The organism is Streptomyces sp. NPDC002886 (assembly GCF_042888445.1).
Taxonomy (GTDB): Bacteria; Actinomycetota; Actinomycetes; order Streptomycetales; family Streptomycetaceae; genus Streptomyces.
The window spans coordinates 96,196-109,910 of record NZ_JBIAPV010000014.1 but is presented as its reverse complement, the minus strand read 5'-3'; the positions used below and the strand labels follow the sequence as shown (position 1 = coordinate 109,910).

The following is a 13,715-nucleotide window of genomic DNA, read 5'->3' as shown; positions in this document are numbered from 1 at the left end:
GTGTGACTACTTGAGCTTGACGTTGAAGGCCCAGACGGCGAGGGGCTTGCCGTCTTCGGAGACCTGGACGATGTTCAGCTTCTTGGAGGCCGGGGCTTCGCCCTGGCCGCCGGTGGCGAACAGGTCCGCGCCGGGGAAGCTGCGGTAGGTGTTGGAGGAGGGCTCGGTGATCGGCTGCCCGTCGAGGACCGCCTGCCACTTCTTGCCGTCCTCGACGACGTCCGGCTCGACACCGAGGCGCAGCGTGTCGCCGCGGCCGTAGCTGATGTTCTTTGAGTGCTTGAGGTCGTTGAAGCACTCCTGGACCTTCTCGCCCGTGAGTTCCTTGGCGTCGCTGCAGGCGGCTTCGGTGGACACCGACGAGGTGCCGACCGTCACGGTCGCCAGCGGCGTCGGCTTGTCACAGGCGGAGAGGAGGAGGAGGCCGGCGGAAACGGCTCCGAGGGCCGCGACGCTGCGGCGGGCCCTACCCGAGAAAAGCGGTGCGGTCATGAGCCGAAGGCTATCGGGCGGGTGGCGCGCGATGCTGCACGGGGTCCCGTGGTGCGGCGCCGTGGCGCGAGCACACCCGGCTACGCCACCCGCGGTCGTGAGGACGTCGGGTGCTGCCGCGGGGACGTGAGGAAGCCGCGCAGGGCCATCGCCGTGCCCAGGGCCACCACCACCGCGGCCACCGACATGCCCAGGACGCCGTTCAGGGGGAGTGCGATGCCGATCGAGCCGCCCAGGACCCAGGCCACCTGGAGCAGCGTCTCCGATCGGGCGAAGGCCGACGTGCGGACGGCCTCGGGCACGTCGCGCTGGATCATCGCGTCGAGCGAGAGCTTCGCGAGGGCCTGGCAGAAGCCGGCCACCGCCGCCAGGATGGCCGTGAAGACCCCGCTGAAGAAGACCGCCGCGAGGACGGCCACCGCGAGGGTCAGGGACAGCACGGCGGCGATGATCGCCTCGGGCGCGCGGGCCCGGAGCCAGGCTCCGACGGCCGTGCCGCAGGCGTTGCCGACGCCCGCCGAGACGCCGACGATGCCCAGGGACACCGCCGCGCTCTGCCCGGCGAGCGGGTGCTCGCGCAGCAGGAACGCCAGGAAGAAGATGAGGAACCCGGACAGCCCGCGCATCGACGCGTTCGCCAGCAGCCCGCACAGCACCGGCCGGCTGACCGTGCGCAGCCCCGGGCGCTTGGAGTGCGCCTCGTGGGTGGAGAGCCGGGCCCGGCGTTCGCCCTTGGCCTCGTCCACCTTGTGGGGCAGCGTGAACGCCGCGAAGGCGCCCCAGAGGAAGATCGCGCACGCCCCGTAGAGCGGCCACGGTGGTCCGATCGTGTGCAGGGCGGCGCCCACGGGCGCGGCGGCGCCGGTGGCGAGCAGGCCGGCCAGGGTGACCCGGGAGTTCGCCTTGACCAGGGAGAACCCCGGTGGGAGGAGTCGGGGGACCACCGCGCTGCGGACCACTCCGTAGGCCTTGGAGGCGACGAGGACCCCGAGGGCGGCCGGGTACAGCTCCAGGCCGCCGGTGGCCACCGCGCCCGACATCATCACGGCCAGCAGGGCCCGGGTGAGCATCGCGCCGGCCATCGCGGCCCGCCGCCCGTGCGGCAGTCGGTCCAGCAGGGGGCCGATCACCGGGGCCAGCAGGGTGAAGGGGGCCATCGTGATGGCGAGGTACAGGGCCACTCGGCCGCGCGCCTCGTCGGTGGGGACGGAGAAGAAGACGGTGGAGGCGAGGGCGACTGTGATCATCACATCACCGGCGCCGTTGATGGCGTGCAGCTCGATCAGTTTGCCGAGGCCCGATTCGCCCGCCCCGTGGGCGTGCGTGGCCCGCCGGATTCCCCGTGCCGTGCCGGTGAACGGCAGGTGGAGGGCACGCCCGAGGGCCCGGCCGGCCCGCCTGGCCGGTCCCGAGCCGTCATCGGACGACCGTACGGGTGCCACGTGGCCATAGTGCCCCACTTGGTCCTCCGGAACCTGCTTCCGGCGCGTCGCGGGGACCCGGACGCCCCCCGGGTTGGCCGTGGGTGTCCGCGAATCGGACCTTGCATGTGGGCCGAAGGCGCCGGAGGAGGTAGCGTGCGTAGCGCGCCACCGGCGGCTGCTCCTGGCCGCGCGCCTCTTCGCGATCCCGCAGAATGGATCGCAGGTAGGTGCGCCCTGGAACCCGATCGGGCGCGGACGTCGACGCGGCCCCCTGGTCCGCTCCGCCCGCGCTACGTAGGGACAGCCGACGGGTCGTTGTGGACGACAAGTACGGACGGCGCACTCGTGAGACGGCGTAGGAGAGAACGAGACCTGTGAGTGCTGCGACGACGCGAAGCCGTACCCCCGACCGCCTGTGCGTCGAGGCGGTGGACCTCGCCCGAGCGGCGGCCGAAGAGGCCGCCTACCCCGGAGTGGTGGGCGAGCACACGGCCGCCCTTGCGGAAGGTGACCGGGTCGTCACGCACTTCTTCGAGTGCAAGGACCCCGGCTACCGGGGCTGGCGCTGGGCCGTAACCGTGACGCGCGCCTCCCGCGCGAAGAACGTCACCCTCGACGAAACGGTGCTCCTGCCGGGCGACGACGCCCTGCTGGCCCCCGAGTGGGTGCCGTGGAGCGAGCGGCTGCGGCCGGGCGACATGGGCCCCGGGGACCTGCTCCCCACCGATGCCGAGGACCTGCGGCTGGAGGCCGGCTGGTCGGGTGAGGACGCCCCGCCGCCGAACTCGGTGGTCTCCACCGAGATGGCCGAACTGGTCGAGGCGGAGGACGCCGACGTCACCGACCGCGCGGTCGTGCCCGTACGCGGCTCCATCACCTCGGTGGCGGAAGAGCTGGGCATGCGCCGGGCACGGGTGCTCTCCCGCTACGGGCTGCACAGCGCGGCCGACCGCTGGGACGAGTCCTTCGGTGCGAAGACCCCGATGGCGCAGGCGGCCCCGGCCTCGTGCGTCTCCTGCGGCTTCCTCGTCGCGATCGGCGGCTCGCTGGGCCAGGCGTTCGGCATCTGCGCGAACGAGTTCGGACCGGCGGACGGCCGGCTGGTCTCCCTGTCCTACGGCTGCGGCGGGCACTCGGAAGCCGCGGTCATGCCGAAGCCGCCGCGACCGGCGCCGCCCGTCCTGGACTCGATGGCCTCGGACGAGTTCCACCTCCGGCCGTCCCCCGACTCCGGCTCGGTCCCGACCACGGACCCCCTGGCCCCGGATCTGGGCCACTCCTGACCGACTGCTGATCGGCTCCCGAGCAGCGAAAACGGCGGCGGCCGGGCCCCTTCGGACCCGGCCGCCGCCGTTCGCGTACTCCCGCCGCGTCAGCCGGCGGTGGTCGCCGGGGACGGCTCGGACTCGGCCACGGCGGGCTGTGCCTGAGGCTGCGTCGGGGACTGCGGCCGAGTCCGCGTCTGCGGCTGCGCCGCATCGGCCCCGCGCTGCTGGAGCCTGCGGACGAACCACGGCGTCCAGTTCTTCAGCTTCATGGCCGGCGACTCGATCAGGTGCCAGGACAGCGCCGCCAGCACCAGCGTGCCGGCCATGGCCAGCAGCAGGAAGACCGGCTTGCCGTACTTGGCGTAGCCCAGCAGGGCCAGGGCCTGCTCCACGGTGAAGCCGTAGATGTAGATCCCGTACGAGTAGTCCCGCTTGCGCCCGATCTTCTGGAACGGCCGCGGCAGCCGGATCGCGAGCCACAGCAGCAGGTAGGCGAAGGCGGGGTAGCCGAAGACGAAGACCCCGCCGAAGGCCAGCGAGCCGCCGAGCACCACGGCGGACAGCAGCGCCAGGCCGTCGTGGACCGGCACCCGGTCGCGGTACAGCTGGAACGTGGCGCCGATCAGGAACACGAAGCACAGGTGAATGATGAAGTGCACCGACATGGCGCCCAGGAACGGCACCTCCACGGCGGCGCTCATGTTGCCGGGGATGCCGCGCAGGGAGGGGGCGGCGATCCAGTCCCGCAGGATCAGGATGCCGAGCAGGGCGGCCGACAGCGGGACGAGCTTGCGGGCCCGCGTGAGCACGCCTGAGGCGGCCATGACGCCGACCATCACGTAGCAGAGGATCTCGTACTTCAGGGACCACAGGGCGCCGTTGACGCCGGGGTCGAAGTTGGTTCCGCGGGCCTTTCCTTCGGCCAGCACACCGGCTATGTCCCAGTGGGTGCTGATGGAGGTGTTCCACGTGCCCTGGAGATAACTGACCGGGCCCTGGGGGTGGTTCCAGTACCCGCCCACCGAGCCGTGGAGGTAGGAGTACAGGAAGGGGACGATGATCAGCGACGACACCAGGAGCGAGCCCCACAGGCCGGGCAGGATGCGCAGGGCGCGGTGCCAGGCGTAGCGGCCGGAGGTGCTGCGGGCGCCACTGCCCGTGATCATGAATCCGGACAGCACGAAGAAGCCGATGACGGCCATCTTGCCGACGTCGGTCTGCTGCCCGCTGTACTTCCACAGCGGGTCCAGGGGGCCCCAGCCGAGCGGCCACACGTGGGAGAGCACGACCGAGGAGGCGAGGAGCAGGCGCAGGACGCCGAAGCTGTTGGCCCGGGGTGAGTACAGCTCACCGAGGGTTCCGCGCCGGCCGGGCAGGACTGGTGCGCTGCGAGACATAGGGGAGTCAGACTTCCTTGAAGGGGGTCCGCCGGGGCGCGGCGGTGGGCTCGGCGGTCGGCTCGGCGGTGCGCCTGCGGGGACCGGAGGTCCTGCTCAGACGCCGACCGGGCACACGGCGGTCCACAGCTCGGCGACGGCGTCGCGCAGGCTGCGGACCGGCTTCCAGCCCAGCGCCCGCTCGGTGGTGGAGATGTCGAGCTGCTGCCACTCGGTCTCCGGGCCGGTGCCGGCCGGGGCGGGGACCTCCACGATCCGCGTCGGTACGCGGCTCTCCTCGATCAGGAGCTCGACCACCTCGCGGGCGGACGTCGCCCGGCCGAGCCCGAGGTTGAGGACCGGCGGGCAGGCGCGCTCCGGGGCGAGGGCGAGGACGACGGCGTCGACCCCGTCCTGGAGGTGGAGGAACTCGCGCTGGGCGGTGAGCGGCATCAGCGACAGCTCCGCGCCGTCGGCGGCCAGGCCCTCGGCCAGCTTGCCCGCCATGACGCCGAGGAGGCTGTGGGCGGGCTGGCCCGCGCCGATGACGTTGCCCAGGCGCAGCACGATGGCGTCCAGGCCGTCCTCGCGGACGGCCTCGGTGATCAGCTCGGTGGCCCGGAGCTTGAGCTGTCCGTAGAGCGTCGAGGGGCGTGCGGGGGAGTCCTCGCCGTAGCTCGTGCCGACCGGGAAGAGGCCGTACTCGTGCACGGATCCGATCTGCACCAGCCGCGGCGGCTTCGCCATGCCCCGCAGGGTCTCCAGCAGGCGTTCGGCCATGCCGAGGTTGGCGGGGACCATCTGCTCGTCCGTCAGGCCCCAGCTGCCGCCTGCCGCGTTGACGATGACGTCGATCCGGTGCGCGGTCAGGAGTTCGGCCAACTCGGCCGGCGGGTCGAGGGTGAGGTCGAAGGCGGCGAACTCTCCCGGCAGCGTGACGGCCGGCGTCTTGCGGGCGACGGCGAGCAGGCCGTGGCCGCGCTCGTCGAGCGTGGCGCACAGTGCCCGGCCTATGAAGCCGGTGGCTCCGAGGACGGCCACACGGGGGAGGGGCTGGCTGGTGTGCGACATGGGCGTTGGCTCCGGACGGTGGGGAGAGAGGTGGTGGCTGGGGGCAGTCGGGGTGGGGGTGCGCCGTCAGCGGTGGTCAGAGCCGGCGACGTGCCGCAGCAGGGTGCGGGCGCCGTCGCTCTGCTTGTTCTTCAGCGCGCCGGGGAGCATCGTCAGCGCGTGGATCCGGGAGGACAGGTGGAGCCGGGAGGCCTTGGCGGCCTTCGTCCAGCCCGCCTTGTCCAGGCGGTCCGCGACGTCCAGGAAGAAGCGGTTGGCCTCTTCGAAGCGCTTCCCGGTGAAGGCCTGCTGGGAGGAGATGCTGACGGCGTGGCGGCGGTACTGGAAGCACAGGGTGTCCGACAGGGACATCTGCTCGCCGGCCTGGAGCAGGTCGATGACCAGGGCGAGGTCCTGGGTGACCTCCAGGTTGTCCCGGAAGCCGGCCGTGCGGACGGCCTCGGTGCGCCAGCAGATGGAGGGGAAGAACAGCCAGTTCCCGCGCAGCAGGCTGGTGGCGAGCTGCTCGCCGCCCATCAGCACCTCACCGGTGAACCGGGGCTTGTACAGGCGGCGCTTGGACTGGTCGGCGAGCCCCTCGGTGGGCTTGCCCGCGCCGTCGATGACCTCGACGCCCGGCTGGATCATGCCGATGCCGGGGTGCTTCGCGATCGCGGCCCGGACGGTGGCCACGTACGCGGGCAGCATGATGTCGTCGGTGCCCATCATCACGAAGTGCTCTTCGCGGACCAGGCCCAGGCACTTGCGGTAGTTCCCGGTGACGCCGAGGTTCCGCTCGTTGCGCTGGTAGGAGACGCGCGGGTCGTCGAGCTCCGCGAACCAGCCGGGAACGGACGGCTCCTTGCCGTCGTCGACCACCGTGAGCCGCCAGTTCGGGTCCGTCTGGGCCTGCACGCTGCGCACGGCGGCCTGCATCAGGGCCACGTTGCCGTAGTAGGGCAGCATGATGTCGAGAGTGGTCATGAGGAGTGCACCGGGGCCTTCGGGAGGGACGGAACGGGAGGGGTTCGCCAGTCGATCGCCCGGTCCGGGCCGAGCGGCTGTGTGGAGGGCTCGCGGAACGTCACGCGGGGCTCTTCTCGTCGAGCAGGGCCAGCAGGTACGCGCCGTAGCCGCTCTTCAGCAGGGGCAGGGCCAGCTCGCGCAGCCCGTCGTCGGAGAGGAATCCGGCCCGCCAGGCCGCCTCCTCGATGCAGCCGATCTTGAAGCCCTGACGCTCCTCGATGACGCGTACGAACTCCGAGGCCTGGACCATGGAGACGAAGGTCCCGGTGTCCAGCCACGCCGTACCGCGGTCCAGGACGGTGACCTCCAGGTCGCCCTTCCTGAGGTAGGCCTCGTTGACGGCGGTTATCTCCAGCTCGCCGCGGGCGCTCGGCTCGATCGTGCGCGCGATCTCGACGACCCGGTTGTCGTAGAAGTACAGGCCGGGCACCGCGTACCGGGACTTCGGCTTCTCGGGCTTCTCCTCGATGGATATCGCCCGGCCGTCCTCGTCGAACTCCACCACTCCGTACGCCGTGGGGTCGGCGACCGGGTAGGCGAAGACGACGCCGCCCTTGGGGTCGGTGCGCTGGGCCAGGCGCGTGCCGAGGCCGCTGCCGTGGAAGATGTTGTCGCCGAGGATCAGGGCGACCGGCTCCTCGCCGATGAACTCGGCGCCGAGCGCGAACGCCTGGGCGATGCCGTCGGGGCGTTCCTGGACCGCGTAGTCCAGATCGAGGCCGAACTGTGATCCGTCACCGAGGAGGCGCCGGAACTGCTCCTGGTCCTCGGGAGTCGTGATGATCAGGATCTCGCGGATACCCGCCATGACCAGCGTGGAGAGCGGGTAGTAGACCATCGGCTTGTCGAAGACGGGAAGCAGTTGCTTCGACACGGCTCGGGTCAGGGGCCAGAGCCGGGAGCCGGTGCCGCCTGCAAGGAGGATTCCACGCATGCGTGCCACCATACGTTGCACGCCTTCCGGGGTGATAGACGACGAGGTCCGGCCGCCCGCGGAGGATGTGGCGGGGGATGCGGCGGAGAATGCCGTCCCCCGGGTGTGGGCCAGTAGAGTGAAAGCACTATGCGCATTCTCGTGACCGGTGGCGCCGGTTTCATCGGCTCGCAGTTCGTCCGCTCCATACTCTCGGCAGACCCTGCCGCCAGGATCACGGTCTTCGACAAGCTGACCTACTCGGGCGTCGAGGAGAACCTCGCGCCCGTCGCGGGCCACCCCGGCTACGCGTTCGTCCGCGGTGACATCTGCGACGTCGAGGCCGTCGACCAGGTCATGGCCGGTCACGACGCGGTGGTGCACTTCGCCGCGGAGTCCCACGTGGACCGCTCCATCGCCGGTGCCGGCCCGTTCGTGATGACCAACGTCGTGGGCACGCAGGTGCTGCTGGACGCCGCCCGCAAGCACGGCGTCGGCCGCTTCGTCCACGTCTCCACCGACGAGGTGTACGGCTCGATCAGCGAGGGCTCCTGGACCGAGGAGTGGCCGCTCGCGCCGAACTCCCCGTACTCCGCCTCCAAGGCCGGTTCCGACCTGCTGGCGCTGGCCTACCACCGCACCCACGGCATGGACGTCGTGGTGACGCGCTGCTCCAACAACTACGGGCCGTACCAGTTCCCCGAGAAGGTCATCCCGCTCTTCACCACCAACCTGATCGACGGCAAGAAGGTCCCGCTGTACGGCACGGGCGGCAACATCCGTGACTGGCTGCACGTCGCGGACCACTGCCGGGGCATCGAGCTGGCCCTGCACAAGGGCCGCGCCGGCCACGTCTACAACATCGGCGGCGGCGTCGAGCTCACCAACAAGGAGCTCACCGGCCTGCTGCTGGACGCCGCCGGCGCCGACTGGGACATGGTCGAGCCGGTCGAGGACCGCAAGGGCCACGACCTGCGCTACTCCCTCGACATCAGCAAGATCAGCGAGGAGCTCGGCTACGCCCCGCAGGTCGGCTTCGAAGAGGGCCTGGCGTCGACGATCACCTGGTACCGCGAGAACCGCGCCTGGTGGGAGCCGCTCAAGGTGAAGGCCGCCCAGCAGTCGTGAACGCCCCGGACGCGGCGGACGGCCACGGCCCGGCCGCCCCGGGCGCCGCGGACGCCCCTGGCGCGGCGGTGACCGCCAAGCGGTCGCCGCTGGCCAGGATCGCGAGCGCCCTGCCGCCCGGCACCCTGCTGGTGATCACCGGCACGGTCGTGCTGGGCGCGGCCTCGTACATCCACCTGATGGCGGCGGGCCACAGCCTCGACACCGACGGCATGGCCGCGCTCTCGGTGCTCTGGACGATCCTGATGTCCGTGGGCATCGGCCTCTTCTTCCCCGTCGAGCAGGAGCTCACCCGGATCGTCGCCGCGCACCGCGTCGCCGGTACGGGCGTCTCGGGCATCCTGCGCCAGATCGCCGGGCTCACCCTCGGCATGATCGTCCTGCTGGGGGCCGGGCTCGCCTGGGCGGCCCCGCTGCTCGCCGACACCTTCTTCTACGGGCACACCGAGATGGTCGGCGCGCTCGGCCTGGCCTTCGCCGCGATGGGCATCAGCAACATCTGCCGCGGGGTGCTGGCCGGCCTCGGCCGGTTCGGCCCCTTCGGCTGGCAGCTCGGCATCGACGGAGTCCTGCGCATCGGGCTCGCCGTGGGCTTCGCCCTCGCCGGGGTCCGCTCCCCGCTGGCCTTCGCGCTGATCCTCACCGTCGCCCCGCTCGTCGCCGCCCTGGTCACCTCGGTCCCCGTCTTCCGGGGGCTCGCCGCGGGCCCGTTCGACCGGTGGTCGGGGCTGCTCGGCGGCCTCGGTCCGCTCGTCGTCTCCACCCTGCTGTCCCAGGTCGTCGTCAACGCCGCCGTGGTCAGCACCAAGCTCCTCGCGCCCGAGGACGGCGCGCTCGTCGCGGGCCTGCTCAACGCGATCGTGCTGGCCCGGGTGCCGCTCTTCGTCTTCGGCTCGCTCCAGGCCTCGCTCCTGTCCGGGCTGTCCACCGCGGCGGCCGCCGGAGACCGCGCCGGCTTCTCCCGGCTGCTCGGGCGGACCTCGGTGGTCGTGATCGTGCTCGGCCTGGCCGGGGGCGTCCCGGCCACCCTGCTCGGCCCGTGGCTCATCGAGGTGCTCTTCAAGTCCGAGGCGGGACTCGGCCACGCCGTGTTCTTCTGGATCTCCGCCGGCACCCTCTGCTACATGCTGGCCATGGTGCTCGGCCAGGCGCTCCTGGTCCTGCACAAGCACCGCCTGCAACTCCTCGGCTGGGCCGTGGCCACCCTGGTCCTGATCGGCGCGACCCTGCTTCCCGGCGAGGTCTCCACCCGGGTCTGCGTCGCCTACACCCTGGCCTCCTTCGCGGCGGTCCTCGGCATGGCGGCGGCCCTGTGGGCGACCTTCCTGCGCCGGCCCCGGGCCGCGGCGCCGGTGGCGGCCGCGAGTGGCGACGCCGTGGAACCGGCCCTGGCCGACCGGTCCTGACCCGGGGCTCGGGCCCCGGGTTCCGACCGGGGTCCGTGCCCGGGGTTCCGACCGGGACCCCAGCCCGGGGTTCTGACCGGGGTTCTGACCGGGGCCCGCGCCCCGGTTGGGTGACCTGGAGTGTGGGCGCCCGCACGGCGTGATCCGCTGGGCGGGATGAAGACCTCCGTGCGCCCCGAGACCCACACCGGCCAGGCGGCCCCCACCCGCACCCGCCTGTCCTGGGTGGACTTCGCCGTGGCGGCCGCCTTCCTCGTGCTGGGGTACGCGATCCTCCAGGTCGGCAAGGGCACCACGGTCAACTTCGACCCCGCCGACGTCCCCGACGTGGACACGGACCCCGCGAAGCTCCCGTACTACGCCGCCCGCAGCGTCCTGCGCATGTTCATCGCGCTGATCGCCTCCGTGGTCTTCACCTTCGGCTACGCCTACGCCGCCGCCCGCAGCCGCCGCCTGGAACGGGTGCTGATTCCGGCCCTGGACATCCTCCAGTCCGTCCCCGTCCTCGGCTTCCTCTCCGTCCTCGTCACCTTCTTCGTCGCGCTCTTCCCCGGCTCGCTCCTCGGCCTCGAATGCGCCGTCATCTTCGCGATCTTCACCTCGCAGGCCTGGAACATGACCTTCGGGTTCTACGCCACCCTGACCTCGCTGCCCCGCGAGCTCGACGAGGTCTCCCGTTCCTTCGGCTTCACCCGCTGGATGCGCTTCTGGCGCGTGGAGGTCCCCGCCGGGGTCATCGACCTGGTGTGGAACGGCATGATGAGCTTCGCCGGCGGCTGGTTCATGCTCGTGGCCTCCGAGGCGGTCTCCGTCTCCGGACAGGAGTACGCCGTCCCCGGCCTCGGCTCGTACGCGGGCACGGCCATCGGCGAGGGCGACCTCGGGAAGGTCGGCTGGGTCATCCTCGCGATGACCGTCACCATCGTCACCGTCAACTTCTTCTTCTGGCGGCCCCTGACCGCCTGGGCGGAGAAGTACAAGAACGAGCAGTCGGAGTCCACCGACGTCCAGCGCAGCTACGTACTGGACTTCCTGCGCCGCTCCCACTGGCCCCGCCTGCTCGGCCGCGCCACCGCCCCCGCCCGCGACGCCACCGGCCGGGCCGCGCGCGTACTGGGCCGCGACGACATGGCGCTGTCCGTGGACCCGGCCCGCCGCCGGACCGGCGACGTGGTCTTCACGATCGTCGCTGGAGCCGTCATCCTGTGGGGCCTGTACGACCTGGTGCGCTACCTCCAGCGCGAGACCGGCCTCGGGGTCTTCGGGGAGCCGCTGCTGCTCGGGCTGATCACCTTCGTCCGGGTGATCGTGCTCGTCGCCGCCGCCACCGTCGTCTGGGTGCCCGTGGGCGTGTGGATCGGCTCCTCGCCCCGGCTCACGAAGATCGCCCAGCCCGTGGTGCAGGTCCTGGCGAGCTTCCCCGCGAACCTGCTCTTCCCGGTGGCCGTCTGGTTCTTCCTCCGGACCGGGCTGAACATCAACATCGGCTGCGTCCTGCTGATGGCGCTGGGCGCCCAGTGGTACATCCTCTTCAACGCCATCGCGGGAGCCATGGCCATCCCCTCCGACCTCAAGGAGGCCATGGACGACCTCGGCGTCCGCGGGCTCCAGCGCTGGAAGCGCCTGATCATCCCGGCCGTGTTCCCCTCGTACGTCACCGGCGGCATCACCGCCTCGGGCGGCGCCTGGAACGCCTCCATCGTCGGCGAGGTCGTCACCTTCGCCGGGACGACCCTCTCCGCGACCGGCCTGGGCGCGTACATCTTCCACGCCACCGAGGCCGGGGACTTCCCGAAGCTGATCGCCGGGATCGCCGTCATGAGCATGTACGTCGTCGGGCTCAACCGGCTCTTCTGGCGCCCCCTGTACCGGCTCGCGGAACGCCGCTACTCCCTCTGACCCCTCGACCCCTCCGACCCTTCCGAGATCCGTACTCGACCCGATGCCCGAGCCGTCCGAGGAGCCCGCCGATGACCGCGAGCACGACCGCGCCGACCGCGCCGACCACGATCCTCCAGGCCGCGGCCCTCACCAAGTCCTACGCCGGCGCCGACGGGGAGCTGCCCGTGCTCGGCGGCATCGACCTGGAGATCCACGAGGGCGAGATCGTCGCCCTCCTCGGGAAGTCCGGCAGCGGCAAGTCCACCCTGCTGCGCTGCCTCGCCGGACTGATCCCCGCCAGCTCCGGCTCGGTCACCTACCGGGGCGAGGAGCTGCGCGGGGCCAACCCGGGCACGGCGATGGTGTTCCAGACCTTCGCGCTGCTGCCCTGGCTGACGGTGCAGCAGAACGTGGAACTGGGCCTGGAAGCCAAGGGCATGGACCGGGAGGCGCGGGCCCGGCAGGCGGTGGAGGCGATCGACCTGATCGGCCTGGACGGCTTCGAGTCGGCCTACCCGAAGGAGCTCAGCGGCGGGATGCGCCAGCGCGTCGGCTTCGCCCGGGCCCTGGTCGTGGAACCGGACGTGCTGATGATGGACGAGCCGTTCTCCGCCCTGGACGTGCTCACCGCCGAGAACCTGCGCGGTGAGCTGATGGAGCTGTGGGCCTCCGACCGCTTCCCCGCCAAGGCGGTGGTGCTGGTCACCCACAACATCGAGGAGGCCGTGCTGATGGCGGACCGGGTGGTGGTGCTGGGCTCGCGGCCCTACGGGACCATCAAGGAGACCTTCGCGGTGGACCTGGCCCGCCCCCGGGACCGCGGCGGCGCCGAGTTCGAGCGGATCGTGGACGCCGTGTACGCGGTGATGACCGGCCGCACCGCCAAGACCACGCCCGCGGCCCCGCCCGCCAAGCGCACCCCGGCCAATACCCCGCTCCCGGCGGCCAGCGTCGACGGGATGGCGGGCCTCGCCGAGATCGTGCTCCAGCGGGGCACCGGCGACGGCAGCGTGGACCTCGCCGACCTGGCCGAGGAACTGGGGCTGGAGGTGGACGACGTACTGCCCCAGGTGGACGGGCTGGAACTGCTGGGGCTGGCCGAGGTACGGGGCCTGCACCTGGTGCTGACCGCGCGCGGCACCGCCTTCGCGGGGGCCGACGTACAGGAGTCGAAGGAACTGTTCGCCGAGGGGGCCATGGAGGTCCCGCTGGTCCACCTGATCCACACCACCCTGCAGCGCTCGCGGGGCGGTACGCAGCGGGCCGGCTTCTTCCGCGACCTGCTCTCGCACCACTACACCAGCGAGCAGCTGGAACAGCAGCTGGAGACGGCGACGGACTGGGGCCGCTACGGGGAGCTGTACGGCTACCACGCCGACGACGAGGAATACCGGTTCGACGAGGAGCCCGTACGGGGATAGCGCCGTACGCTCGGTGCATGGGGGAATCGGACATGGTGGGGCTGGACGGCCGGGTCACCGGAACGGTCGGGCCGGGGCTGGTCGGCGAGGTCATCGTGCGGATCCGGGGCGGGGCCGAGCACTTCCTCGCGCATCCGGCGCCGGGGACGGGGCGGCTGGCGGTCGGGACGGTGGTCACGGTGGTCGAGTACCTGCCGCCGCGGACGGTCTACGTGATGGCCGCGTACGGGGACTGAAGCGGCCGCTGCCGTCCCCTGCGTATCAAGATGGCGACAAGATTCGGCCGCCGTCTTCACGCCGCTTTGACGCGGGCGCACACTCGCCTTCTTC

Annotated in this window: 12 protein-coding genes; 6 read left to right on the top strand and 6 right to left on the bottom strand. The window is 71.7% G+C overall.

Features of this window, described 5'->3' with window-relative positions:
• Window positions 1-6: 6 nt before the first annotated feature.
• Together ACFYYB_RS38300 and ACFYYB_RS38295 are read right to left on the bottom strand one after the other, a co-directional pair.
• The gene (locus ACFYYB_RS38300) at window positions 7-492 is read right to left on the bottom strand and encodes a DUF2771 domain-containing protein (protein ID WP_389442595.1); all 486 of its coding nucleotides are present in this window, start codon (window positions 490-492) and stop codon (window positions 7-9) included.
• 80 nt (window positions 493-572) lie between these two features.
• Window positions 573-1,952 (bottom strand): MFS transporter, encoded by a 1,380-nt coding sequence (locus ACFYYB_RS38295; RefSeq protein ID WP_389442592.1) that lies wholly within the window; start codon window positions 1,950-1,952, stop codon window positions 573-575.
• A gap of 338 nt (window positions 1,953-2,290) precedes the next feature.
• Between ACFYYB_RS38295 and ACFYYB_RS38290 the strand changes: the two genes are divergently transcribed.
• Window positions 2,291-3,199, top strand: a complete 909-nt coding sequence (locus ACFYYB_RS38290) for a DUF3027 domain-containing protein (protein WP_389442590.1) — start codon at window positions 2,291-2,293, stop codon at window positions 3,197-3,199.
• An 89-nt stretch (window positions 3,200-3,288) separates the two neighbouring features.
• Here ACFYYB_RS38290 and ACFYYB_RS38285 read toward each other — a convergent pair whose 3' ends face one another.
• From ACFYYB_RS38285 to rfbA, 4 genes are all read right to left on the bottom strand, one after another.
• Window positions 3,289-4,581: an acyltransferase family protein gene (locus tag ACFYYB_RS38285; RefSeq protein WP_389442588.1), complete on the bottom strand. Its 1,293-nt coding sequence runs from the start codon at window positions 4,579-4,581 to the stop codon at window positions 3,289-3,291.
• A 96-nt stretch (window positions 4,582-4,677) separates the two neighbouring features.
• Window positions 4,678-5,631, bottom strand: a complete 954-nt coding sequence (locus ACFYYB_RS38280) for an NAD-dependent epimerase/dehydratase family protein (protein WP_389442585.1) — start codon at window positions 5,629-5,631, stop codon at window positions 4,678-4,680.
• 66 nt (window positions 5,632-5,697) lie between these two features.
• A complete protein-coding gene (locus tag ACFYYB_RS38275; RefSeq protein ID WP_389442583.1) occupies window positions 5,698-6,594 on the bottom strand; it encodes a glycosyltransferase family 2 protein in 897 nt (298 codons plus the stop codon).
• A gap of 100 nt (window positions 6,595-6,694) precedes the next feature.
• On the bottom strand, window positions 6,695-7,570 hold the full coding sequence (gene rfbA / locus ACFYYB_RS38270; protein ID WP_389442581.1) for a glucose-1-phosphate thymidylyltransferase RfbA: 876 nt from the start codon (window positions 7,568-7,570) through the stop codon (window positions 6,695-6,697).
• A gap of 129 nt (window positions 7,571-7,699) precedes the next feature.
• On the opposite strand from rfbA, the gene rfbB reads away from it, so the two are divergent.
• From rfbB to ACFYYB_RS38245, 5 genes are all read left to right on the top strand, one after another.
• Window positions 7,700-8,677 carry a dTDP-glucose 4,6-dehydratase gene (rfbB, locus tag ACFYYB_RS38265; RefSeq protein WP_389442579.1) on the top strand — a complete coding sequence of 326 codons (978 nt, stop codon included), beginning with the start codon at window positions 7,700-7,702 and terminating at the stop codon, window positions 8,675-8,677.
• The gene (locus ACFYYB_RS38260) at window positions 8,674-10,083 is read left to right on the top strand and encodes a lipopolysaccharide biosynthesis protein (protein ID WP_389442575.1); all 1,410 of its coding nucleotides are present in this window, start codon (window positions 8,674-8,676) and stop codon (window positions 10,081-10,083) included. The genes rfbB and ACFYYB_RS38260 overlap by 4 nt, the downstream gene beginning before the upstream one ends.
• A 156-nt stretch (window positions 10,084-10,239) precedes the next feature.
• The gene (locus ACFYYB_RS38255) at window positions 10,240-11,982 is read left to right on the top strand and encodes an ABC transporter permease (RefSeq protein WP_389442572.1); all 1,743 of its coding nucleotides are present in this window, start codon (window positions 10,240-10,242) and stop codon (window positions 11,980-11,982) included.
• A 71-nt stretch (window positions 11,983-12,053) separates the two neighbouring features.
• Complete coding sequence (locus ACFYYB_RS38250; RefSeq protein WP_389442570.1) at window positions 12,054-13,385, top strand: nitrate/sulfonate/bicarbonate ABC transporter ATP-binding protein; 1,332 nt, start codon at window positions 12,054-12,056, stop codon at window positions 13,383-13,385.
• A 17-nt stretch (window positions 13,386-13,402) separates the two neighbouring features.
• Window positions 13,403-13,621, top strand: coding sequence for a hypothetical protein (locus tag ACFYYB_RS38245; RefSeq protein WP_266878693.1), 219 nt, complete (start codon window positions 13,403-13,405; stop codon window positions 13,619-13,621).
• Window positions 13,622-13,715: the final 94 nt, after the last annotated feature.